The sequence below is a fragment of the Amycolatopsis sp. NPDC049688 genome (assembly GCF_040674975.1).
In the GTDB taxonomy this organism is placed as follows: Bacteria; Actinomycetota; Actinomycetes; order Mycobacteriales; family Pseudonocardiaceae; genus Amycolatopsis.
On sequence record NZ_JBFANY010000004.1, the window covers coordinates 23,423 to 45,315 of the forward strand.

At 72.3% G+C, this 21,893-nt stretch carries 18 protein-coding genes; 12 read left to right on the forward strand and 6 right to left on the reverse strand.

Annotation, left to right across the window (positions count from 1 at the left end):
- Positions 1-30: 30 nt before the first annotated feature.
- Positions 31-870 carry a tRNA pseudouridine(38-40) synthase TruA gene (gene truA, locus AB0J55_RS15445; RefSeq protein ID WP_364249489.1) on the forward strand — a complete coding sequence of 280 codons (840 nt, stop codon included), beginning with the start codon at positions 31-33 and terminating at the stop codon, positions 868-870.
- A gap of 44 nt (positions 871-914) precedes the next feature.
- Here truA and AB0J55_RS15450 read toward each other — a convergent pair whose 3' ends face one another.
- Both AB0J55_RS15450 and eccE read right to left on the reverse strand, forming a co-directional pair.
- Positions 915-1,634, reverse strand: coding sequence for a hypothetical protein (locus AB0J55_RS15450; RefSeq protein ID WP_004558890.1), 720 nt, complete (start codon positions 1,632-1,634; stop codon positions 915-917).
- A complete protein-coding gene (gene eccE / locus AB0J55_RS15455; RefSeq protein ID WP_364248231.1) occupies positions 1,631-2,866 on the reverse strand; it encodes a type VII secretion protein EccE in 1,236 nt (411 codons plus the stop codon). The genes AB0J55_RS15450 and eccE overlap by 4 nt, the downstream gene beginning before the upstream one ends.
- Before the next feature lie 669 nt (positions 2,867-3,535).
- Between eccE and eccB the strand changes: the two genes are divergently transcribed.
- The 3 genes from eccB to AB0J55_RS15470 all read left to right on the forward strand — a co-directional run bounded on the left by eccB (position 3,536) and on the right by AB0J55_RS15470 (position 6,565).
- On the forward strand, positions 3,536-5,176 hold the full coding sequence (gene eccB, locus AB0J55_RS15460; RefSeq protein ID WP_364248233.1) for a type VII secretion protein EccB: 1,641 nt from the start codon (positions 3,536-3,538) through the stop codon (positions 5,174-5,176).
- A 64-nt stretch (positions 5,177-5,240) separates the two neighbouring features.
- Positions 5,241-5,555 (forward strand): hypothetical protein, encoded by a 315-nt coding sequence (locus AB0J55_RS15465; RefSeq protein ID WP_364248235.1) that lies wholly within the window; start codon positions 5,241-5,243, stop codon positions 5,553-5,555.
- Positions 5,552-6,565: a WXG100 family type VII secretion target gene (locus AB0J55_RS15470; RefSeq protein ID WP_364248237.1), complete on the forward strand. Its 1,014-nt coding sequence runs from the start codon at positions 5,552-5,554 to the stop codon at positions 6,563-6,565. The genes AB0J55_RS15465 and AB0J55_RS15470 overlap by 4 nt, the downstream gene beginning before the upstream one ends.
- 3 nt (positions 6,566-6,568) lie before the next feature.
- Here AB0J55_RS15470 and mycP read toward each other — a convergent pair whose 3' ends face one another.
- Together mycP and eccD are read right to left on the reverse strand one after the other, a co-directional pair.
- A complete protein-coding gene (gene mycP, locus AB0J55_RS15475) occupies positions 6,569-8,167 on the reverse strand; it encodes a type VII secretion-associated serine protease mycosin (protein WP_364248239.1) in 1,599 nt (532 codons plus the stop codon).
- Between the two features lie 20 nt (positions 8,168-8,187).
- Complete coding sequence (gene eccD, locus AB0J55_RS15480; RefSeq protein ID WP_364248241.1) at positions 8,188-9,552, reverse strand: type VII secretion integral membrane protein EccD; 1,365 nt, start codon at positions 9,550-9,552, stop codon at positions 8,188-8,190.
- A 306-nt stretch (positions 9,553-9,858) separates the two neighbouring features.
- Here eccD and eccCa point away from each other — a divergent pair, with 306 nt between their 5' ends.
- The 5 genes from eccCa to AB0J55_RS15505 all read left to right on the forward strand — a co-directional run bounded on the left by eccCa (position 9,859) and on the right by AB0J55_RS15505 (position 17,250).
- Positions 9,859-13,872 carry a type VII secretion protein EccCa gene (eccCa, locus tag AB0J55_RS15485; protein ID WP_364248243.1) on the forward strand — a complete coding sequence of 1,338 codons (4,014 nt, stop codon included), beginning with the start codon at positions 9,859-9,861 and terminating at the stop codon, positions 13,870-13,872.
- 106 nt (positions 13,873-13,978) lie between these two features.
- On the forward strand, positions 13,979-15,970 hold the full coding sequence (locus tag AB0J55_RS15490; RefSeq protein WP_364248245.1) for a type VII secretion-associated protein: 1,992 nt from the start codon (positions 13,979-13,981) through the stop codon (positions 15,968-15,970).
- 14 nt (positions 15,971-15,984) lie between these two features.
- Positions 15,985-16,323 (forward strand): hypothetical protein, encoded by a 339-nt coding sequence (locus tag AB0J55_RS15495; protein WP_364248247.1) that lies wholly within the window; start codon positions 15,985-15,987, stop codon positions 16,321-16,323.
- 255 nt (positions 16,324-16,578) lie between these two features.
- Positions 16,579-16,905, forward strand: coding sequence for a WXG100 family type VII secretion target (locus AB0J55_RS15500; RefSeq protein WP_364248249.1), 327 nt, complete (start codon positions 16,579-16,581; stop codon positions 16,903-16,905).
- A 51-nt stretch (positions 16,906-16,956) separates the two neighbouring features.
- Positions 16,957-17,250 (forward strand): WXG100 family type VII secretion target, encoded by a 294-nt coding sequence (locus AB0J55_RS15505; protein ID WP_364248250.1) that lies wholly within the window; start codon positions 16,957-16,959, stop codon positions 17,248-17,250.
- Positions 17,251-17,348: 98 nt separating this feature from the next.
- Here AB0J55_RS15505 and AB0J55_RS15510 read toward each other — a convergent pair whose 3' ends face one another.
- Together AB0J55_RS15510 and AB0J55_RS15515 are read right to left on the reverse strand one after the other, a co-directional pair.
- Positions 17,349-18,113, reverse strand: a complete 765-nt coding sequence (locus AB0J55_RS15510; protein ID WP_364248252.1) for a DUF4333 domain-containing protein — start codon at positions 18,111-18,113, stop codon at positions 17,349-17,351.
- A gap of 26 nt (positions 18,114-18,139) precedes the next feature.
- Positions 18,140-19,033 (reverse strand): hypothetical protein, encoded by an 894-nt coding sequence (locus tag AB0J55_RS15515; protein WP_364248254.1) that lies wholly within the window; start codon positions 19,031-19,033, stop codon positions 18,140-18,142.
- A gap of 261 nt (positions 19,034-19,294) precedes the next feature.
- On the opposite strand from AB0J55_RS15515, the gene rplM reads away from it, so the two are divergent.
- From rplM to glmM, 3 genes are all read left to right on the forward strand, one after another.
- On the forward strand, positions 19,295-19,747 hold the full coding sequence (gene rplM, locus AB0J55_RS15520) for a 50S ribosomal protein L13 (protein ID WP_004560141.1): 453 nt from the start codon (positions 19,295-19,297) through the stop codon (positions 19,745-19,747).
- A 14-nt stretch (positions 19,748-19,761) separates the two neighbouring features.
- Positions 19,762-20,262, forward strand: coding sequence for a 30S ribosomal protein S9 (gene rpsI / locus AB0J55_RS15525; RefSeq protein WP_004560139.1), 501 nt, complete (start codon positions 19,762-19,764; stop codon positions 20,260-20,262).
- A 188-nt stretch (positions 20,263-20,450) separates the two neighbouring features.
- Complete coding sequence (gene glmM, locus AB0J55_RS15530; RefSeq protein WP_364248256.1) at positions 20,451-21,785, forward strand: phosphoglucosamine mutase; 1,335 nt, start codon at positions 20,451-20,453, stop codon at positions 21,783-21,785.
- Positions 21,786-21,893: the final 108 nt, after the last annotated feature.

Consider the following 21,893-nt stretch of genomic DNA (forward strand, 5'->3'; position numbering starts at 1 on the left):
TTCGGGGAGGGCGGGCTCGTTCGTCTGCGCCTGGACGTCTCCTATGACGGCACGGACTTCTCGGGCTGGGCCCGCCAGCCGGGCCGCCGGACCGTCCAGGGGCTCCTGGAGGAGGCTCTGCAGAAGCAGCCGCCGGGGGCGGCGGTGCCCAAGTCCGTGGTCGTGGCGGGCCGCACGGACGCCGGCGTGCACGCGACCGGCCAGGTGGTGCACGTCGACGTGGTGCCCCTCTCCGCGCCTTCCGGCCGAATTCCCGTGTCCCCCGAAGGCATCCCCGACCTGACGCGCATGGTGGGCCGCTGGAACCGCCTCCTGCCGGGTGACGTCCGGGTCCTGGGTGCCCGGATCGCGCCCGAGGGGTTCGACGCACGGTTCTCGGCGATCCGCCGCCACTACCGCTACCGGGTCTCCGACGCCCCCTGGGGCGTGGACCCGTTGCGCCGCCACGACACCCTGGCCTGGAACCGTCCACTGTCGACGGACGCGATGAACGCCGCGGCGGCGGAACTGCTGGGTCTGCACGACTTCGCGGCGTACTGCAAGCAACGCGAAACGGGCACGACGATCCGCGAGCTGCAGCGCCTGGAGTGGGAGCGGGTGGACGACCACCTGCTGGAGGTCCGCGTCTCGGCGGACGCGTTCTGCCATTCGATGGTCCGCAGCCTGGTGGGCGTCCTGCTCCTGGTCGGCGACGGCCGCCGCACCGACGCCTGGCCGTCAAAGGTCTTGGAGAGCGGCATCCGCGACAGCGCGGTGGCCCCGGCCCACGGCCTCACCCTGCTGGGCGTCGACTACCCGCCGGACGCCGACCTGGCCGCCCGCGCCGCCCAAACCCGCAACGTCCGCACTTCCCCAGCCGGTCGTGAGTGAGAAACAGTGTTCTGACACTGTTTCTCACTCACGAGGGGTGGACGTCAGTCGCCGCGGCGGACCGGGCCGAGGAGCTGCTGCTCCTTGCTCGTCGTGACCAGGCGAAGGGGACGCCACAGGTTGCGGCCCAGGGCCACCACCTGGTCGTCCTTCAGCATCGTCAGCTGGCGCATCATCTGCGGCGGCAGGTTCCAGATGCGGCCCGCCAGTTCGGCCTGGCCGGCCGGGAGGCGCTGCATCAGCACCAGGTCCGCCGCGTTGGCCGTCATGCCCGCCTGCGGGTGCAGGTACGGCAGCACGTACACCGTCGTCTGCCACGGGGAGCGGGGCGGGAACAGGTCCTGCGGGGTCGGGCCGCCGTCCGTCACCACCAGCAGGGGCGCGTCCTCCGACGGCCGCGGCAGCTCGACCGGGGACAGCCGGCGGATCTGCACCAGCGGCGACGGCCGCCCGTCGCGGCTGCCGGCCGCGCGGGACAGCACCTGCCACTCCGTCGGGCGCCCGGTGGCCACCACGACCCACGCGCCGACGGCCATCGCGCGCAGGGCGACCTGGCGGGCCAGGTAGAGCCCGCCCACCAGCACGATGCGCGTCGGCGTCGAGCGCAGCGCCGAGATCGTCAGGGGCTCGCCCTTCAGCCCCGAACCGAGGACGATGCCGCCGCGGTCGCCCGAGGGGCTGATCGCGTCGAGCATCGCGGGGTCCACCGTGAACTCCGGCGCGACCCCGCTGTTCTGGCCGGCGTCGCGGACGCGGGAGCTCATGCCGTACCTCCGATCGGCAACGTCGCGGCGAACGCGGAGACCTGCAGCCCGCGCAGCGGGGTCAGGTCCACCCCCAGCCGCTCGGACAGCCCGTGCAGCCGCTGGTCGGCGGCGTCGAGCTCACGCGGGTTCCGGGCACTCACCCGGACCACGCCGCGCAGGCCGATCTTGCCTTCGTCGGACGCCGGCGAGATCGACATCGCCAGCGTCGCCGACAGCGCGCGGACGCTCGTCAGCGCGTTGAGGCTGCTGGTGACCTTGCCCTTCGGCCAGCCGGTGATGGCGTAGCTGGCGTGCCCGATCCCGGCCGCCGTCACGCCGGACCAGCGTTCCTGCAACGTCACCTTCGCGGGCGAACCGGCCACGGCGGTCAGCTCCGCAGCCGAAATGCTCGCCCGCAGCAGCTCGTCGGGGTCGAGCGGCCGCGTCGGCACACCCTGGGACTCCAAAGCGTTGCGGACGCGGGACAGCGCACCGATCAGCGCGCGGTGGGCGCCGACCACGCCGCCGCCGCGTTCCCGGATCGCCGCCGGGCAGCGCTTCGGGTCGAGCCGGATCGCCACCCACGTCGTCCGCCGCGCCGCCGCGGGCAGCGGGCCCAGCACCTCCATGTAGGAGCTCAGCGCCGGCGAATCCGACGGCAGCGCCGCGCTGCCCGGGTAGCAGTGCCAGATCATCTGGATGGAGTCCAGGACCACGCCGCGGTCCTCGAGGCAGGGGGCGAGCGCCGACAGCGGCAGGCTTGGAGCCCCGTCGGCCTGGGTGATCAACGCCGGCGCCGGCTCGACGAGCAGTACCGCCGTCCACGTGCCGTCGTTCCAGGCGAGCCCGACCTGCTGGCGTTCGTGGTCGACGCCGTGCGCGACGACGAGGTCGGGCACGGCGATGCGCAGCAGGTTCACGCGGGCGTCGTCGGGGCCGGTCACCGAGGTCTCTTCGGCGGCCAGTTCCTCGACGGTGCTCGGCGGCAGCGGGTTCGCGACCCGGTCGTGCGAGCGGAAGGAGTAGCGCAGCGTCAGGCCGACCCACTGGGTGAACCAGCGGCCGCGCCAGCGCAGCAGCGCGACGATGAGGGCGAAGCCGACGATGCCGACGCCGACCCACTTCAGCTTCATGTCGATGGCGAGCAGCACCAGGCCGATCGCGAGGCCGACTTCGAGCACGACGAGGTTCGCCACGGGCAGCGGGCCGAGCGTGACGCCGGAGGACCGGCGCCGCGCGGGCGGCGCCATCCGGGTCGCACCGCCGGCCGGGGGAGAGGCCGGGCCGCTGTCCTCGGGTCCCTGCGGGCCACCGGAGCCGCCACCCGGTCCGCCTGGGCCGCCAGGACCGCCGGGTCCGCCCGGGCCACCGCCACCGGGACCACCAGGCCCACCGGGACCACCAGGCCCACCGGGACCGCCACCCGGGGCACCGCCGCCGGGACCAGCGGGGCCGCCGCCCGGGCCACCAGGCCCGCCGCCCGGTCCGCCGGGGCCGCCGCCCGGTCCGCCGGGGCCGGGACGCCCACCGGGGCCACCGGGCCCGCGCGGGGGCATGCCGGGCCCGCCGGGGACACCATGGGGTCCCGTCGGCGGTCCGGCCGGTCCGGCGGGGGCACCGGGGACGCCACCGGGGCCGCCCGGGCCGCCCGGCACCCCGCCCGGACCACCGGGTCTGCCCGGCCGCGGCGGCGGGACCGGCTGGCGGCCGGGCGGCGGGGGCCCGGGCGGACCAGGCGGACGTGGCGGGTTGGTGACGGACATCGCCGCTTTCTCTTCCCCTCGTGCTTGCTGCATACCCGGAAGCCGGGTCCCGGGGTGCCCGACCCTAGCCTGAGTTGGTAGAAACCCCACACCAGACGGTCCCCGTACGGCTATCCTGCGGAACCGTACCGCGACGGGGAGAGCTGTAGGTCGAGAATGCCATCAACACCCACGACTAAGTCTCAGGTCCAGGCTTATCAGTTCGTCCTGCGGCGGATGCAGTCGGCGCTGGTCCGGCGGGACGCGGTGATGCTGCACGACCCGATGCGCACCCACACGCGGGCCACGATCGTCGGTGTCGTGCTGGGGGCGCTGGGCATGATCGTGTTCGTCGTCTGGGGGCTGCTCAGCCCGGCGCCTTCGGTGCCGGCGGCCGGGAACATCGTGATCGGCGAGCAGTCCGGCACGGTGTACGTCGTCACGGGCAACCCGAAGAAGCTCATCCCGACCTTCAACCTCGCTTCGGCGCGGCTTCTCCTGCTGGCGCAGTCGAAGCAGCCCGGCGGCGGCACCGGTGGCGCGACCGCGGCGCCCGCCCCAGCCGCCGCGGCGGGCGCGGCGAGTGTGAAGAATCCCACGGTCGTTTCCGACGATCAGCTGAAGGACATTCCGCGCGACAAACTGACCGGGATTCCGGACGGCCCGCAGCTGATCCCGACGGATTCCCAGCGGATTTCCGCGAATTGGGCGGTCTGCGACCAGGTGGTGGTGGATCCGTCGCTGCCGAACGCCGACACGGGCAAGACCAACACCTACGTCTTCGGCGGCATCGCGCCCGGCGGCCTCGGCGCCGAACTGGGGGAGAACGAGGCACTGCTGGCGAAGGCCGACAACGGCCGGACCTATCTCGTCTACCGGCTGCCGAGCTCCCGGAACCGGCCGAACGCGAACACCGTGCGCGCCGAGATCGACGTCGACAACCCGAACGACGCCGTCCGGACGGCGCTGCAGCTGCCGCCCGCGCCGCGGAAGATCACGCAGGGGCTGCTGAACGCGATCCCCGAGGTCGCCAAGCTGAGCCCGCCGAAGATCGCGAGCGGCCCGGCCCCGGCGGACTTCGACGGCCTGACCGCGGGCGACGTCTTCGCCACGCAGCAGGCCGGCGAGACGACGCTGAACTACTGGGCGATCACCCGCAGCGGCATCCAGCGCGTGTCCAACGCGGTGGCCGACATCATCCGCGTGGCGAAGAACGGCAGTTCCGGCAAGATCCAGACGCTCGGCCCCGACAAGCTCGCCGGGGTGCACGTCATGCAGCCCACCGACCCCGACTACATCGCCGTCGACGACTTCCCGCGTTCGGTGCCGACGGTCCTCGACGCGACGAAGAACTCGTCGGTCGCCTGCCTGGGCTGGTCGCTGGTCGGGTCCGGCCCGGACCAGGACGGGCACACCTCGGTGTACGTCGACACGCAGCTGCCCGGCGCGAAGAGCACCGGCGACAGGTTCACCCCGATGACGGTGACCACGCCGGGCCCGAACCGGGTGCCGCTCAACGGTTTCTACCTGAAGCCGGGCTTCGCCGCGGTGGTCCAGTCGGCCACCGGCAAGGCCAGCTTCGGCAAGGGCCAGATCCAGCTGATCTCCGACCGGGGCGTCCGCTACAGCGTCCCGGACGCCCAGACCGCGGACGCGATCGGCCTGAACAACCGGCAGCCCGCGCCCGAGTCGATCATCGGGCTGCTGCCGACCGGGGCGTCGCTGAACACCCAGGACGTGCTGCGGCAGTTCGACTCGGTGCCGATCGACCCGAACGCGGGCACCTACCCGACGGCTGCCGCACAGCCGGGGAACTGAGCGGAACCACCGGGCCCCGGCGGGCGTCCCACGCTCGAAGGTCTTTTTGGCGAGCGGAGGTGCCGTGGCCGGCTTGAGGATGGACGCCGTCGTCGTCGCCGGGTACGCGGCGACGGCGGACGCCGCCGCGGACGATCTGGACGCCGCGGCGACCGAGGTCGGCGGGGACGTCACCGACGAGTCGTACGGGACGCTGGGGGCGCAGATCGGCCTCGGCGCGTCGTACGGCCGGGCCGCGGGTGCGTTGCGGCGGCAGCTGGCCGACGGCGCGGAGGCGCTGCGCTCGGCCGCGGAGGCGCTGCGGCAGGTGACGGTCCGGCACGGCGGGCAGGACACCGAAGCCGCCGAGCTGATCAAGCGCGCGGGGAGGCTCGGATGACGGCCGTGGCCCCCGGCGGCGAGGACCTCACCGCGGCCGCCGAGCCCTACCTGGGTTACCTGTCGGACCTCGCGCAGCAGCTCGGCCTGATCGACCCCGTGGAGACGTATTTCCGCCCGCTGCTCGGCCGCTGGGCCGACCTCGGTGCCGAAGCCGACCGGCTGCGCGAGGCGGCGTCGGCCGCGGCCGACGTGTCCACGCGGCTCGACGACCAGCTCGGCCGCCTCGACGCGGGCTGGGAGGGCCGCGACGCGGACGCGTTCGTGACGTACATGCGCGAGATCGGCGCGGCGGGCGGCGACCTCCAGGAAGCGCTCACCACCCTGGCGGCCGCGCTCGACGACCTGGTGACGACGCTGCGCCACATCGTCGTGGACCTGGTGGAAGTGCTGGTGGACGCGGCGGAGCTGACGTCGGAGACGATGCTGCTCCCGAGCGGCGGCACCAAACGGGCCCGGGCCCAGCTGCAGGAGACGCAGGATTCGGCGAAGGCGCTGTTCGAGACGGCTCGCGACGTGCTGGAGGCGTTCGACCGGCTCTGCGACGGCGTCGACGACCCCGACGCGGCGTCCCGCACCATCGAGATCCGGCACCGGTACCCGCAGGAGAAGTTCAAGCTCCACGACGACGCGTTGAACGAAGCGGCTTCGGCGGACGAAGGGACGGCGCCGTCTTCGGCTGCGGCCGACGAGGTGATGACGCCGTCTTCGGCGAGCGAACCGGCGGAGGGACGCCACACGGGCGCGGCCGACCCGGGTCCGGCCGCCGAGGCTCCGCCGGCACCGCAGGCCCCGCCGGCGGAGGAGAACCACAGCACGTCGTCCGGCATGCCGATGATGCCGATGATGGGCTTCGGCGCCTTCGGCACGGGCGGCGGCCAGGCCCGCCGCCCGTCGAAGACCCGCCCGGTCACGAAGTCGTCGGACCTGCTGGGCGAGCCGGGCCTGGTCGCTCCGCCGGTGATCGGCGAAGACGAGAACCCGCCGCCGAAGAAACCACCCGCGAAGTAGGGCTCAGCGGCGGCGGGTGTCGCTCTCGGCCGGGCGGTTGCGGCGGATCGTGTGCATCACGAACAACGTGATCAGCAGGGCCAGCACGCCGCCCGCGGTGCCGGCCAGCGCCACGATCACCGGGGTCGAGCTGCGGTCGTTCGCCGGGGGGAGCTGGGCCAGCTGCGGAGCCGGGATCGGCGCCTGGTTGCCCACCTCCGACGGCAGGACCTGGGTCAGCGCCGCCACCGGGTCGATCACGCCGTAGCCGACGAAGTTGTCGCGGCCGCCCGGGGCCGCCGGGTGCTGGGCCGTCTCCTTGATGCGGTTGATGATGCCCTTGGCGTCGAGCTGCGGGTACTTCGCCTTCACCAGTGCCGCCAGGCCCGCGACGTACGGCGCCGCGAAGCTGGTGCCCTGGATTTCGCTCGCCTTGTCGCCGTTTTCGAACGTCAGGTTCGCCAGGCTGCCGGACCCCTCCGCCGGGTCGAGCGAGATGATCTTCGTACCGGGCGCCGCGACGCCGACCCACGGGCCGTGCACGCTGAACTGCGCCACGCCGCCGGTCTCGTCGATCGCCCCGACCGACAGCACGTCGTCCGCGAACCACGGTGGCGTCACGATCGTCTTCGGCTTGCGCGCGTCCGGCTGGTCGTTCTGCGGGCACGTGTCCGTCGCGTTGCCGGCCGCCGCGACGACCACGATGCCCGCCTGGGCCGCCAGGCGCACGGCCGCCTGGACCTGCTGCTCGCCTTCGGTGATCGAGCCGGTGGCGGGGCGGCAGTTGTCGACCGACATGTTGATGACGTCGGCCTCGTGGTTGTCGGCGATGCCGCGGATGATCTCGGCCAGCGTCTTCAGGGTGCCCGCGGTGCCCGCCTTCTCCAGCTGGCGGCCGCCGTTGGACTGCCCGGGCGAGGTCCGGTCGCCTTCCCCGCTGCCGCCGCCACCGCCCGGTGGCGGGCTGGTGCTCGACGACGGCGTGCCCGAACTGCTGCTCGACGGCGGCGGTGTCGGGGTCGAGGTGTCGGGCTCGTAGTTCTCGCTGAGCTGGCGGTAGGAGACGATCGTGGCGTCCGGCGCGACGCCGACGAACCCGACCTCCGGGTTGTCCGGCTTGGCTCCGATGATCCCGGCGACCTCGGTGCCGTGACCGTCGCAGTCCTCGAGCCCCGGCTGCTGGCCCTTCGTCGGCGTGGCCACGTAGTCGCCGCCGGACTTGAGCCGGTCCTGGAACCACGGGTGCTTCGTCACGCCGGTGTCGATCACCGCGACCTTGACGCCCCCGCCGGCGCTGCCGGTGGCCGCCTTGACGATGTCCTGCGCCTTGGAGATCTGCAGGTACTCCTGGCCCCACGGCCGGTTCTTGATCTCGATGTTCTGCCCGAGGGTGCTGCGCTGCACGCAGCCCTTCGTCTGCTTGTACTTCTTGTCGGGCTGCCCCGAGTCCGGGATCAGCTTGCCCATGTCGACCGGCGGGGGCGTCGCGAAGTAGCCGTCGGCCGGTGCGGCCTGCGCCCACGCCGGCACCGCGAGCGTCAGGGGCGACAGGAGGCCGATCGTGCCGGCCAGCAGGGCCGTCGTGGTCCGCCGGGTGGCGCCGGGACGCCGTGCTGCTGCCATCGGAGAGTCACCCGATCCGGTCACTTGAAGTTCAGGTGCCGCAGGGTGGTGTACAGATCCATCACACCCAGGGCGAGGGGCAGCACCGAGGCGATGCAGACCGCTTCGATGATCTCCACGGTGCGCCGCAGCGGCGGCGAGAACCGCTGGTTCGGGAAGATCACGCCGACCACCAGCGCCCCCGCGGCCAGCAGGACCAGCACGCCGAAGACGTAGAGCAGGCGGTTCTGGGCGTTCGCCGTGAGCAGCCAGCCGACGGCGATCCCGGTGGCCGACACCAGGCCGGTGGTGAGCAGGGCGATCGCCTGGCTGCCGTTGGCGTACGCGCGGGCGCGCAGGAGCAGCACGAGCGTCGCGACGACGCCGAGGATGATCCCGAACGCGCCCGGCGCGGTGGCGGCGATGATCGCGGCCACCGCGACGGTGGCCCCGCAGCCGACCATCAGGCCGGTCATGTAGTTGTGCGCCACCGCGGTGCGGCGCTCGATCGCCCGGTAATCGGGGAAGCCGGAGTCTTCCTTCAGCTCTTCGGCGTTGCTCGGGACGTGCGGCAGCGGCAGCTTCGCGAGCCAGATCGTGGCGCGGGGCAGGATCGAGATGCAGGCGAGGGCGACCGCGACCGTGCCGGCCGCGATCCCGGCCGCCGGGTGCGCGACGAGCGTGCCGAACAGGAAGGCCAGCCCGCCGAACGTGCCCGCCGTGGCCGCCGCGATGAACGTCGTGATGCCGGCGCCGATCACCATGATGCAGACCGAGGCGACGATGATCACCAGGACCGCGCCGAGCAGCAGGTTCGCCCGCATCGACAGGCCGGGCACGATGTAGAAGCCGCTGACGAAGGCCAGCGGCAGGCCGCCGGCCGCGGCGATCAGCACGCCGGTCTGCTCCGCCTGGTAGCCCTTGGCGAGCGTCGCGCCGACCGCGACGCACGCGACGGCGCCGATGCCGCCGGCGATGGCCGCGCCCAGTGCACTGCCGCCGTAGAGCGAGCCGCTCATGAACAGCGCGACCGCGGCGGCGAACAGCGCCAGCCCGCCGGCGATGTGCCCGAACCGGTTCGCCGTCTCCTTGGTCCACGGGCGGAAACTGTCGGGGGAGGACTCCGCGATGGCGTCGACGACGTCGTCGTACAGCGGCGGCGGCGGGTTCTCGTTGCGCTTGCGCAGCTGCAGGAGCTCACCGTCGACCACGCCGAGCGAGGCCAGCGTCCGGCTGGGGTCGAGCGGGGCGTCGCCGAGCTTCGCCAGCGCCCAGCCGCCGTGCCGGGCGCCGCCGTCGGGCGAGGTCTCCTTGGCCATGTCGAGGAGCATCGGCAGGAGGTCGGCCACCGCGACGTCGGCGGGCAGCGCGACGTCGATCCGCGTCGAGGGCGCGACGACCGTCACCCTGCTGAAAACTGTCGTGCCCGTAGCCACTGCACTGCCCCCGCTCTGATGAGACGTCTCCCGGGGGAACTTATACCGAACCCCGGTGCGGGCATCATGGAACGTCCGAAATCCACCGGCCGCCGCAGGCCGGCGCCGCGAACCCCATATTACTGTCGGTGCCGGGCCGTACACTCGTGCGACGCGGGCAAAGGGGCGTTCACGAGGGGTTTCCGAGCATCCGGCGAAATTCCCACGAGGCGTTCGATAGGTTGTCCGCACACCTTGCGGTGGCCGCCATCGTCGAGTTTGAAGAGGGGTCCTTCGATGAGCACGCTGCAGTTCAAGAAGTCGCCGCGGCTGGCGGCACCGCGGCCGCCGGGCGGTGAGGTGCACCTCGAGCCGCCGCCCGAGGTGCCCCGGGTCATCCCCGGCAACATCGTCATGAAGGCCCTGCCGATCGTGATGATCTTCGCGTCGATCGGGATGATGGTCTTCATGTTCACCGCCTCCGGGCGGAACCCGATGATGATGGCCATGGGCGGCATGATGGTCGTCGGAACGCTCGGGATGATGGCCGGCGGTGGCGGCAAGGGCGGCGGCGCCAAGCGCGCCGAGATGGACGAAGACCGCAAGGACTACCTGCGTTACCTGGGCCAGATGCGCGACCGCGCCCGCGAGGCGATGGTCGACCAGCGCGCCGCCCTGGAATGGGTGCACCCCGACCCCCAGTCCCTCTGGTCGCTCGCGGCGAGCCGCCGCATGTGGGAACGCCGCCAGAACGACCAGGACTTCCTGCACCTGCGCGTCGGGCGCAGCTCGCACCGCCTCGCGACGCGGCTGGTCCCGCCCCAGACCGGGCCCGTCGACGAGCTGGAGCCGATCGCCACCCTCGCGCTGCGCCGGTTCGTGCGCGCGCACTCGATCGTCCCCGACCTGCCGACCCAGATCACGCTGCGCGGCTTCGCCGCGGTCAGCATGCAGGGCGACCGCGCGCTGACCCGCGGCCTCACCCGCGCGATGCTCGCGCAGCTGGTCACCTTCCACAGCCCCGACGACGTGCTGATCGCGGTCGCCACCGCGGGCCGCGCGAAGGAGGAGTGGGAGTGGGCGAAGTGGCTGCCGCACGTCCAGCACCCCACGCTGTCGGACGGTATCGGCCAGCTCCGCATGATGGCCGGTTCCCTAGCCCAGATCGAAGACTGGCTCGACGAAGAACTGCGTGACCGGCAGCGGTTTTCCCGCAACGCCACGCCGGCCCCGGACCAGCCGCACGTCGTCATCATCATCGACGACGCCGAGGTGACCCGCGAGGAGCAGATCGTCCTCGAGGAGGGCCTGGTCGGCGTCACGCTGATCGACCTGTCCGACTCCCTCGGCAACCTGGCCGCCCGCCGCGGTCTCCGGCTGGTCGTGGAGCCGGACAGGCTGGGGGCGCGCAGCGCCGGCGGCGTCGAGTGGTTCGGCCGCCCGGACACCCTGAGCCTGGTGGAAACCGAGTCGCTGGCCCGGCTCATCTCGCCCTACCGCGTCGGCGGGGCCGCGGGCCAGGACGTCGGCGACGAAGAGCCGCTGCTGTCCAACCCGTCGCTGCTGGAACTGCTCGGCATTCCCGGTGACCCGATGACCTTCGACGTCCAGCAGGCGTGGCGGCCGCGGCCGATCCGGGACCGCTACCGGGTTCCGTTCGGGGTCGGCGAGTACGGGCAGCCGGTGGAGCTGGACATCAAGGAAGCGGCCGCCGAAGGCATGGGTCCGCACGGCTTGTGCATCGGGGCGACCGGTTCCGGTAAGTCGGAGTTCCTCCGCACCCTGGTGCTGGGCCTGCTGGCGACGCACTCGTCCTCGACGTTGAACTTCGTGCTCGTCGACTTCAAGGGTGGCGCGACGTTCCTGGGTCTGGACAAGGCCCCGCACGTCTCCGCCGTCATCACCAACCTCGCGGACGAGGTCACGCTGGTCGACCGGATGAAGGACGCGCTGGCCGGCGAGATGAACCGCCGCCAGGAAGCGCTGAAGAACGGCGGCAACTTCAAGAACGTCTGGGAATACGAGAAAGCCCGCGAAAACGGCGCCGACCTCGACCCGTTGCCCGCCCTCTTCATCGTCTGCGACGAGTTCTCCGAGCTGCTGAGCGCGAAGCCGGACTTCATCGACCTGTTCGTCGCCATCGGCCGGCTGGGCCGGTCGCTGCAGATGCACATGCTGCTCGCCTCGCAGCGCCTCGAAGAAGGCAAGCTGCGCGGCCTCGACTCCCACCTGTCGTACCGGATCGGCCTCAAGACGTTCTCGGCGGCGGAGTCCCGCGCCGCGATCGGCGTGCCGGACGCGTTCGAGCTGCCGTCGGTCCCGGGTGGCGGGTACCTGAAGTACGACACCTCGACGTTGGTGCGGTTCAAGGCCGCCTACGTCTCGGGCCCGTACCGGCCGGCGGGGTTGAAGGCGGCGGGCCCGGCGGCGACCGTGGTCCGCGCGGACAAGCGGCCGCAGCTGTTCGTCCCGGACTTCGTGGAGCTGCCGAAGGAGCCGGAGCCGCAGCAGATCGAGGCGCCGGTGGCGCAGGCGCCGCAGCAGCCGGAAGAGGCGGTCGAACCCAGCGAGCTGGACGTCATCGTGTCGCGGCTGGTGGGCCAGGGCCCGCCGGCGCACGAGGTGTGGCTGCCGCCGCTGAAGGACCCCAACTCCCTCGACACGCTGCTGCCCAACCTGAACCCGACCGACGACCGCGGCCTGTCCCCGGTGGGCTTCTTCGGCAACGGGCGGCTGCAGGTGCCGCTGGGCATCATCGACCGGCCGTACGAGCAGCGGCGTGACCCGCTGTGGGCGGACTTCTCGGGCGCGTCCGGGCACGGCGTGATCGTCGGCGGCCCGCAGACCGGCAAGTCGACCATGCTGCGGACGCTGATCATGTCGATGGCGCTGACGCACACCCCGGAGGAAGCGCAGTTCTACTGCCTGGACCTCGGTGGTGGCACCCTGGCGGGTCTCGCGGACCTGCCGCACGTCGGTGGCGTCGCGGTCGCGCGGCGCGAGCCGGACAAGGCCCGCCGGATCGTGGCCGAGCTGACCACCCTGCTCACCGAGCGGGAGGGCCGGTTCGGGGCGATGGGCATCGACTCGATGACCGAGTTCCGCAACCGCAAGCGCCGCGGCGAGATCCGCCCGGAGCAGGACCCGTTCGGGGACGCGTTCCTGATCGTGGACAACTGGCGGGCCCTGCGGGACGACTTCGAAGAGCTCGAGACCACGATCACCCGGCTCGCCACGCAGGGTCTGTCCTACGGCGTGCACGTGATCATCGCCGCCAACCGGTGGGCCGACATCCGCCCGGCGATCAAGGACATGCTGGGCACCCGGTTCGAGCTGCGCCTGGGTGACCCGACCGAGTCCGACATCGACCGGCGGATCGCGGTGAACATCCCGGCCGGGCGGCCGGGCCGCGGCCTGACCCGGGACAAGCTGCACATGCTCGGCGGGCTGCCGCGGATCGACGGCTCCAGCGACCCGGAGACGATCGCGGCCGGCGTGGCCGACGCGGTGGCGAAGATCAAGAGCGCGTGGCGCGGCCGGGTCGCGCCGCAGGTGCGCCTGCTGCCGGAGCTGATCACCTACGAGGAGGTCCTCAAGCTCGACTCCGCCCGGGACTCCAAGCTCATCCCGATCGGCGTCAACGAAGAGGACCTGCAGCCGATCTACCTGGACTTCAACGCCGAGCCGCACTTCTACGCCTTCGCCGACGGCGAGTCGGGGAAGACGAACCTGCTGCGGCAGATCGCCCGGGGCATCTCCGAGCGCTACACCGCCAAGGAAGGCCTGATCCTGCTGGTCGACTACCGGCGCACGATGCTCGGGTTCATCCAGGGGGACTCGCTGCTCGGGTACGCGGTGTCGGCGGCCCAGCTGGAAAGCATGATCAACGACGTCTTCAACTCGATGACCCGGCGCCTGCCCGGCCCCGACGTCACGCAGGAGCAGCTGAAGACGCGGTCGTGGTGGAAGGGCCCGGAGCTGTTCATCCTGGTCGACGACTACGACCTGGTCGCGACCTCCAGCACCAACCCGCTGCGGAAGATCTCCGACTTCCTGCCTCAGGCCAAGGACGTCGGCCTGCACCTGGTGGTCGTGCGGCGCACCGGTGGCGCGAGCAAGGCGATGTACGACCCGATCATCGGCAAGCTCAAGGAGATCGCGGCGCCGGGCATGGTGATGAACGGTTCCCGCGACGAAGGCCCGCTGGTCGGCAACATCAAGCCGTCCGCGATGCCGCCGGGCCGGGGCAACATGCTCACCCGCAAGTTCGGCAAGCAGCTGATCCAGGTGTCGTGGATCCAGCCCGACTGACGACGGCGCCCGGACGCGCGCCCGGCGGGGTGAGTAGGTTCCTCCCCGAGGGCGCGCCCCGCCGGCCGGGCGCGGGGGATCGCGACGAAATGTGCGGGAGCTGCTGGTGACGGTCCGGGTTGCGGTGGACTTCGGGACCTCGAGCACCTGCGTCGTCGCCTCCGTGAACGGGCGCGAGCCGCAGGTCGTGGTGATCGACGGCCAGCCGCTGATGTCCTCGGCGGTGTACGCGGCGGCGGACGGCACGCTGTTCGTCGGCCAGGAGGCCGAGCGGCAGGCGGCCGTCGACCCGTCGCGGTACGAGCCGAACCCGAAGCGCCGGATCGACGAGGGCGAGCTGCTGCTCGGCGAGAGCGTCCTGCGGGTCACCGACGTCGTGCACGCCGTGCTGGGGCGCGCGGTGGCCGAGGCGCGCCGGCTGGCCGGTGACGCCGAGGTCGACCTGCTGGTGCTGACCCACCCGGCGGACTGGGGCGCGATCCGCACCCGCCTGCTGCGGCAGGCCGCGGGCGGGCTGGCGCGCGAGGTCGCGCTGGTGCCGGAGCCGGTCGCGGCGGCGGTGTACCACGCGGCGACGTTCGCGCCGCAGGACGTCACGAACGACCGCACCGTCGAGTTCAGCGGCCGCCCCGGCGACGCGCTCGCGGTGCTCGACCTCGGCGGCGGCACGGTCGACGTCAGCGTGGTGCGGCGGCTGCCGCCGGACACCGGGCGCGACCGCGCCGGCCGTCCGCAGCGCGGCGGCTTCCAGGTGCTTGCCACCCGGGGCGACCCGGGCTTCGGCGGCGCGGACATCGACCAGGCGCTGCTCGAACACATCGGTTCCCTGGTGGCCGCGGCGGACCCGGACGCCTGGCGCCAGCTCGTCGAAGGGCGCGAGCTGGTCGACCGGCGCCGTCGCCGCGTGCTGCGCCAGGACGTGCGGGGCGCGAAGGAGACGTTGTCGCGGCACGCCTACACCGACGTGCCGATGCCGCCGCCGTTCGCCGACGCGCACGTGACCCGCGAAGACCTCGAACGGCTGATCGCGGCGCCGCTGGGCCGGGCCGTCGAGCTGACGGTCGCGGCGATCGGCGACGCCGGCCTGCGGCCGAAGCAGCTCACGGCGATCTTCCTGGTCGGCGGGTCCAGCCGGATCCCGATGATTTCGCGGCTGGTGCACGAACGCACCGGCGTGGTGCCGACGAGCCTCGACCAGCCCGAGACGGTGGTCGCGCGCGGCGCGCTGCGGGCGGTGCTGGTGGACCCGGACCGAACCGGCGCGCTGCCGGGCGAAGCGATGGCGCGGCTCGGCGCCGCCGCGGCCGGTCCGGCGGCCCAGCGCACGGAGGTCGTCCGGCCCGGCGACGTCGCCCCGCGCCCGGCTCCGCCGCGCACCCCGCCCGCACCGGCGGGGTTCCCGCCGAAGGCGAACCGCCCGGCGGTGCCGCCGCCGGCCCCGCCGGGCCGTCCGGGGGCCCGCCCGTGGACGCCGCCCGCCGGCCAGCCCGCCCAGCCGGGCCCGCCGTCCGGGCCCCGGCCGGCCCCGGCGCCGGCCGGGAAGAGCCGCCGGAAGCTGTGGGCCGGCGTCGCGGTCGCGGTAGTCGTGGTGGCCGCGCTCGTCGTCGGCGGGATCTTCGTCTTCCGCGGCTCCGGCGAGCAGGCCGAGCACGGCCGGACGCTCGCGCAGTACGACTTCAAGTTCGTCTCGCCCGAGGACTGGGTCCAGACCGACGACCGCGTCGCCGAGCGGCAGGTCGTCATCCACCCGCAGGAGGACCGGGGCGGCAACGACCTGCTGGTGGTGCAGGAGTACGTCATGGACTACGACGCGACCGCCGACCCGCAGAAGCTCGCCGACGAGATCAAGAGCGGCGCGGACAACGATCCCTACCACCGCTACAGTGCGTTCGACCCGGGCCTGTCGTACGCGGGCAAGACCGTGATCTTCTACCACGAGAGCAAGAAGGACCGGCCCGACCTCCAGGTCGACTGGTACGTCGTGGCGAAGGGCCGGATCCGGGTGCACGTCGGGTGCCAGTACGCGACGGCAGCGCTGCGGGACCGGGTCGGTGCCGCGTGCGTGCGGGCCGTGCGCACCGTCGAGATCCTCAACTGAGAGGCGGGGACGCGGTGCCGTCCGGAGAGTTCGAAAGCGCCGCGGCGTCCTTCAAGCGGGCCGGCCAGGACGCGGTGACGCACGCGCGGCGCGTCGCCGGGACCGCGAAGGCGCGGAACCAGCGCCACCACAGCGAAAACGCCGACCTCCTGAAGCAGAGCGGGCGCGGCACGAAGGCGGGTGACCCGACACCGGGCACGCTGCGCGCGGCCGCCGAACGGTTCCGCCGCGCCCGCGGGCTGGCGGTTCCCGATCCGGTTCCTTCGCGTTCGCAATCTCCCGTCCGAGCCCCTCGATCGGGTGACGATGACGAAGACTTTTCCCAGATGCGAATTCTGCAGCGCGATCAGTGAAACCGGGCCGCGGTCGCTGTGCGCGTGCTAATCCCGCTGGTAGAGAACGCATTTCCGGGTGGTGCAGCACCGGGTCGTGGCGATCTCCGGATACCCGCGGCGATCGGTTCCCGGCGCGGGCGTTAACGCAAGCAACTACTTCCGGGCAAACCACGACAAGGGGGAACCGGACATGGCAGTGTCTGCGTCGTAGGGCCGTACGAACGAACAAGCTTGGTTGCGGCCAAACTCCACATCACAGAAGGGGGTCCCGTCATGAGCGGTGGGCCTGGTTTTCAAGGGACAGTTGCCCAGTTCACCGACGCCGAAGGCAAGGTGACCGAGGTCCGGGCGCAGATGGACCAGAACCTCGCGACCCTGCGCGACCGCATCGAGGCCACCCGCGCCGGCTGGTCGGGCGATGCCGCGAAGGCGTTCAACCACGTGATGATGCGGTTCGACGACGACGCCCGCGGCATGGCGCAGGCGCTGCAGCGCATCGGTGAGCTGCTCCGCGAGGCCGGTTCTAAGTACGAGCGTTCCGAGCAGCAGCAGCAGGAGATCCTCAGCGCCGTCAACGCGGGCTTCGACCAGCTCGGCTGAGTTCCACCCCGAAACTTCACCTGAACTTCCTCCGCACAAAAGGAGCTCATCATGCCCGACACTCCCGGCATTCTCGTCAATTACGCGACGATCCGCGCGGCCGCGGACGACTGCACCCAGACCGGTGGCGAGCTGCAGACCGCGTTCGACCGCCTGAAGGACGACCTCAAGCCCCTGGTCACCACCTGGACCGGTTCCGCGAAGGAGCAGTACGACGCGGCGCAGCGCACCTGGGACCAGAAGTTCGAGGACATGAAGCAGGTTCTGGCCCAGATCGCCGCCGCCCTGCCGCAGATCGCCGACGGCTACCAGGCCACGGACAACGCCGTCGAGAGCCTGTTCTGATTAGGTAGCGACGGAAACCACGGCGGGCCCGCACTCCGGTGCGGGGCCCGCCGTTTTCCGTTGCGGGAAAGGGAAAGCCGCGGCCGGCCACCGCAAACTCAGTGCGGCGCGCCGACCTCGTACTCCGGCCGGTCGTTCAGCACCCGCACCGTCACCTTCTTCTGCTGCCCGCCGATCACCACCGTGCAGTCGAACGTCGTCCCGTTCTGCGCGGCCTCGTTCGCCGGGCACTCGGCGTTCTTCACGTCCGGCTCGCCGTAGTTCTCGTTCAGGACCTTCACCACACCGTCCTGAAGGGACTGCTGGTCCAGCACGTCCCCGCGGAACGCCCCCAGCAGCCACGCCATGCCGCCGCCCAGCGCGAGCACCAGCACCACGCCGATCGCGATCAGCGCCGGCTTCTTCGACTTCGGCTTCTTCTCCGGCTCGGCCGCGAACGCACCCAGGCCGCCGTACTGCGCCTGCTGGAACCCCTGGAACCCGCCGCCGTACTGCAGCTGGCCGGGCGCCGGGGGCTGCTGGGGCGTCGGCTGGGACGGTGGCTGCCACGGGCCGCTGCCCTGCCCCGGCTGCCACGGCCCGGAGAACGAGCCCGACGGCCCCGGGGGCCACGGCCCGGTGGCGGACCCGGTGCCCGGGTCGGCGGTCTGCTGCCACTGCCCGGGGTGCGGGCCGGTCGCCTGCTGGTCCGGCTGCCACGCGCCAGGCGCCGGACCAGCCGAACCGGCGGGACCCGCCGAACCAGGCGAGCCCGCCGAACCAGGCGAGCCCGCCGGACCGGCGGGACCCGCCGGACTCCCGGCACCCGGCGGGTTCGACGGCTGCCACCACTGCTGCGGCTGCCGCGGGTCGGGCTGCGTCATCGGAGATCACCTCGGGTCGTGGTCACTCAGCTGCCCTGCGCTTCGCCGAGCCTGCGGTAGAAGTCGTCCATCGCCGCCCGGTCCGGCAGCACCGTGATCTGGCTCGCGTCCGGCAGCTTCGGCATGTCCTGGAGGCTCGCCTTGCCGGTGAACCGGAACTCGTACTTGAGCTCGACCTGGTGGCCGTCGCCGGCGAACTTGGCCTCCATCAGGAACGAGGCCAGGCTGCCGTCCGGGTTGAGCGTGATCGTCGCCGGGACCGGGGCCTTCTTCAGCTCCGGCCCGACCTGGCCGGTGATGCTCGGCGGCAGGATCTCGACCTTGTCCTTGACGAAGATCTGGAACGGCACGTTCACGGTCAGCGCGGTCCGGCCGTCGCCGAGGCTCTTCGCCCCGCGGACCGCCCGCTTGTCGGCCTCGTACGCCTCCACCGTCGAGTCCGCCATCCGGCACGGCGTCAGCACCCCGCCCCAGGCGCACGGCACGAGCAGGCCGCCCTCCGGCTTCGGCATCGACACCCACGCCGTCGGCGAGACGCCCTTCTGCACGTACACCGGGCCGAGGTAGGTGTACTCGACCGCGCCGTCGGCGGGCGTGTACGTGTCGATGATCTCATCCGGGTTCTTCTGCGATCGGTGCCGCACCGCGCGGCTCTCCGGGCTGCCGGTCCGCGCCGACGTCACGGTGCTGTGGATCCACTTGTCGTCGAACTTGAAGTAGGCGTCCAGCGAGTTGGTGACGTCGCGCGAGTCCGTGATGGCGTCCGACAGCTTGCCGATGACCTGCTCGAACTTGGCCCCGACGTAGTCGGCCGCGTCGTCGCCCTTCGGCAGCGCGGTGCCCGCCTTCGCCGTGCCGCAGGCGCTGACCAGGGCCAGCAGGGCGCCCAGGACGAAGATCGCCGTCGGTCGTTTCCTCATGCCGTCCCCTGCTCAACCTCGTCGCCCGGATGGCCCCATCCTCGCGTGCCGAGGCGGCGCGTGCAGGCGCTTCGGCGGGAAAATTCCGGTAGAGTCCCCGCTGCGCCCGGGCCGCTCGGAGCCTAATATGGGCGCTTCCACCACCCCCGATGCGCGGGTGCGGTGACCGTGGGGGTATCTTCATATGTCGTTGTGCGCTGCGGCGCGTAAGCGCTAGGCCCGCACAGAACCCACACGCAATGTTGACGACGAGGTAGACCCTTGCCCACGTACAGCCCCAAGCCCGGCGACGTCACTCGTGCCTGGCACGTGATCGACGCCGAGGATGTCGTGCTCGGACGGCTGGCGACCGAGGTCGCCACGCTGCTGCGCGGCAAGCACAAGCCGACCTACGCCCCGCACGTGGACACCGGTGACTTCGTCATCATCGTCAACGCCGAGAAGGTCGCGCTCACCGGTAACAAGCGCGAGCAGAAGTTCGCCTACCGGCACAGCGGTTACCCGGGCGGTCTGCGGAAGCGCTCGTTCGGCGAGCTGCTGGACACCAAGCCCGAGCACCTTGTCGAGAAGGTCGTCAAGGGCATGCTGCCGAAGAACAAGCTCGGCCGCGCCCAGGCGAAGAAGCTGAAGGTGTACGCCGGCCCGCAGCACCCGCACGCCGCGCAGCAGCCGCAGGCGCGCGAGATCACCAAGATCGCGCAGGTCGCGCAGTGAGTGAGGAACAGTCTGTGACCAGCACCGAGACCGAGACCCCCGAGGTCGTCGAGGCCACCGAGGCGACCGAGACCGGCGCCGTCGCGACCAGCGAGACCCCTGCCGCGCCGCGCCCGTCGCGTGCCGCCGGCGGCAACGCCCAGACCGTCGGCCGCCGCAAGGAAGCCGTCGTCCGCGTGCGGGTCGTCCCGGGCACCGGTGAGTTCAAGCTCAACGGCCGCACCCTCGAGGAGTACTTCCCGAACAAGGTGCACCAGCAGCTCATCCGCGAGCCGCTGGTCACGGTCGAGAAGCCGGACTCCTTCGACATCTTCGCCAACCTCAAGGGCGGCGGCGTCTCCGGCCAGGCCGGCGCGCTGCGCCTGGCGATCGCCCGCGCCCTCGTCGAGGTCGACGCGGACGACCGCCCGGCCCTCAAGAAGGCCGGCTTCCTGACCCGTGACGCCCGCGCCACGGAGCGGAAGAAGTACGGCCTCAAGAAGGCCCGCAAGGCCCCGCAGTACAGCAAGCGCTGATCGCGCCCTTGGCGCAACCCACCGGAGCGCCCATCCGTCCTCGGATGGGCGCTCCGGCGTTTTTCACGGGATGATGTGTTGTTTCCGCCGGTCGGAGCGACATTCAGGGGTGGGGGAGAGCGGCCCGGAAGGGTCGCTAGGTTGTCGTGGTGGTCGCACCGGTGTGACCGCGCAGAGGAGGTCGATCGATGGCACGCCTGTTCGGGACCGACGGGGTCCGTGGCCTGGCCAACGCCGAGCTGACGCCGGAGCTCGCGCTGGCGCTGGCGGCCAGTGCCGCCCGGGTGCTCGCCGCGCACGACCGTTCGCACCGGCCGGTCGCCGTCGTCGGCCGTGACCCGCGCGCCAGCGGTGAGATGCTCGAAGCCGCGGTCGTCGCCGGCCTCACCTCCGCGGGGGCCGACGTCCTGCGCGTCGGCGTGCTGCCCACGCCGGCCGTCGCCTACCTGGTCGGCTCGCTCGAGGCCGACCTCGGCGTGATGATCTCCGCGTCGCACAACCCGATGCCCGACAACGGCATCAAGCTCTTCGCCGCGGGCGGGCACAAGCTCCCCGACGGCATCGAGGACGAGATCGAGGCCGGCCTCGCGGACGGCAAGGTCCGGCCGACCGGCGCCGGTGTGGGCCGCGTCACCGATGTCGAGGACGCCCTCGACCGCTACGCCACCCACCTGGTCGACGCGACGCCGCACTCGCTCGCCGGGCTGAAGGTCGTCGTCGACTGCGCGAACGGGGCGTCGTCGGCCGCCGCGCCCGAGATCTACCGCCGGGCGGGCGCCGAGGTCGTCGCGCTGTTCGCCGAGCCGGACGGCGTGAACATCAACGAGCACTGCGGCTCGAACCACCCGGAGAAGCTGCGCAAGGCCGTCGTCGAGCACGGCGCGGACCTCGGCATCGCCCACGACGGCGACGCCGATCGCTGCGTGGCCGTCGACTCCGCGGGCGAGCTGGTGGACGGCGACCAGATCATGGCGGTGCTGGCCTTGGCGCTGGCCGAGGCGGGCGAGCTGACCAAGGACACGCTGGTCGCGACCGTGATGAGCAACCTCGGCCTGCACCTGGCCATGAAGGCCCACAACATCAACGTCGTGACGACCGCGGTCGGCGACCGGTACGTCCTCGAGGAGCTGCGCGCGAGCGGGTTCGCCCTCGGCGGCGAGCAGTCCGGCCACGTCGTGCTCCCGGCGCACGCCACGACCGGCGACGGCCTGCTGACCGCGCTCCGCCTGATGAGCCGCATGGCCGCGACGGGCAAGTCCCTGGCGGACCTGGCGGCCGTGATGAACCGGCTGCCGCAGGTCCTGGTGAACGTGCCGGTCGCGGACAAGGCGGCGGTCGCCCACTCCGCCGAGGTCCGCGACGCGGTCGGCGCGGTCGAGGCCGAGCTGGGCGAGGAAGGCCGGGTGCTGCTGCGCCCGTCCGGCACCGAGCAGCTGGTCCGCGTGATGGTCGAAGCCCCGGCCCAGTCGACGGCCCAGGCTGCCGCCGACCGCCTCGCCGGCGTCGTCTCCGCCGTCTCTTAACCCCTCCGGGGGGGGGGGGGGGGGGGGGGGGGTTTGGGGGGGGGGTAACAAAGGAACCAAAGGGGGGGCGGCGGCCCCGGGCCGCCCGCGGGGGGGGGAGGGGCGCGG

Coding starts and splice junctions, on each gene's coding strand:
- AB0J55_RS15515 (WP_364248254.1), bottom strand. CDS start 19,033: ATGAGGAAACGACCGACGGCGATCTTCGTCCTGGGCGCCCTGCTGGCC.
- eccB (WP_364248233.1), top strand. CDS start 3,536: ATGCCATCAACACCCACGACTAAGTCTCAGGTCCAGGCTTATCAGTTC.
- AB0J55_RS15500 (WP_364248249.1), top strand. CDS start 16,579: ATGAGCGGTGGGCCTGGTTTTCAAGGGACAGTTGCCCAGTTCACCGAC.
- glmM (WP_364248256.1), top strand. CDS start 20,451: ATGGCACGCCTGTTCGGGACCGACGGGGTCCGTGGCCTGGCCAACGCC.
- mycP (WP_364248239.1), bottom strand. CDS start 8,167: ATGGCAGCAGCACGGCGTCCCGGCGCCACCCGGCGGACCACGACGGCC.
- AB0J55_RS15510 (WP_364248252.1), bottom strand. CDS start 18,113: ATGACGCAGCCCGACCCGCGGCAGCCGCAGCAGTGGTGGCAGCCGTCG.
- AB0J55_RS15450 (WP_004558890.1), bottom strand. CDS start 1,634: ATGAGCTCCCGCGTCCGCGACGCCGGCCAGAACAGCGGGGTCGCGCCG.
- AB0J55_RS15470 (WP_364248237.1), top strand. CDS start 5,552: ATGACGGCCGTGGCCCCCGGCGGCGAGGACCTCACCGCGGCCGCCGAG.
- AB0J55_RS15505 (WP_364248250.1), top strand. CDS start 16,957: ATGCCCGACACTCCCGGCATTCTCGTCAATTACGCGACGATCCGCGCG.
- eccE (WP_364248231.1), bottom strand. CDS start 2,866: ATGGCGCCGCCCGCGCGGCGCCGGTCCTCCGGCGTCACGCTCGGCCCG.
- eccCa (WP_364248243.1), top strand. CDS start 9,859: ATGAGCACGCTGCAGTTCAAGAAGTCGCCGCGGCTGGCGGCACCGCGG.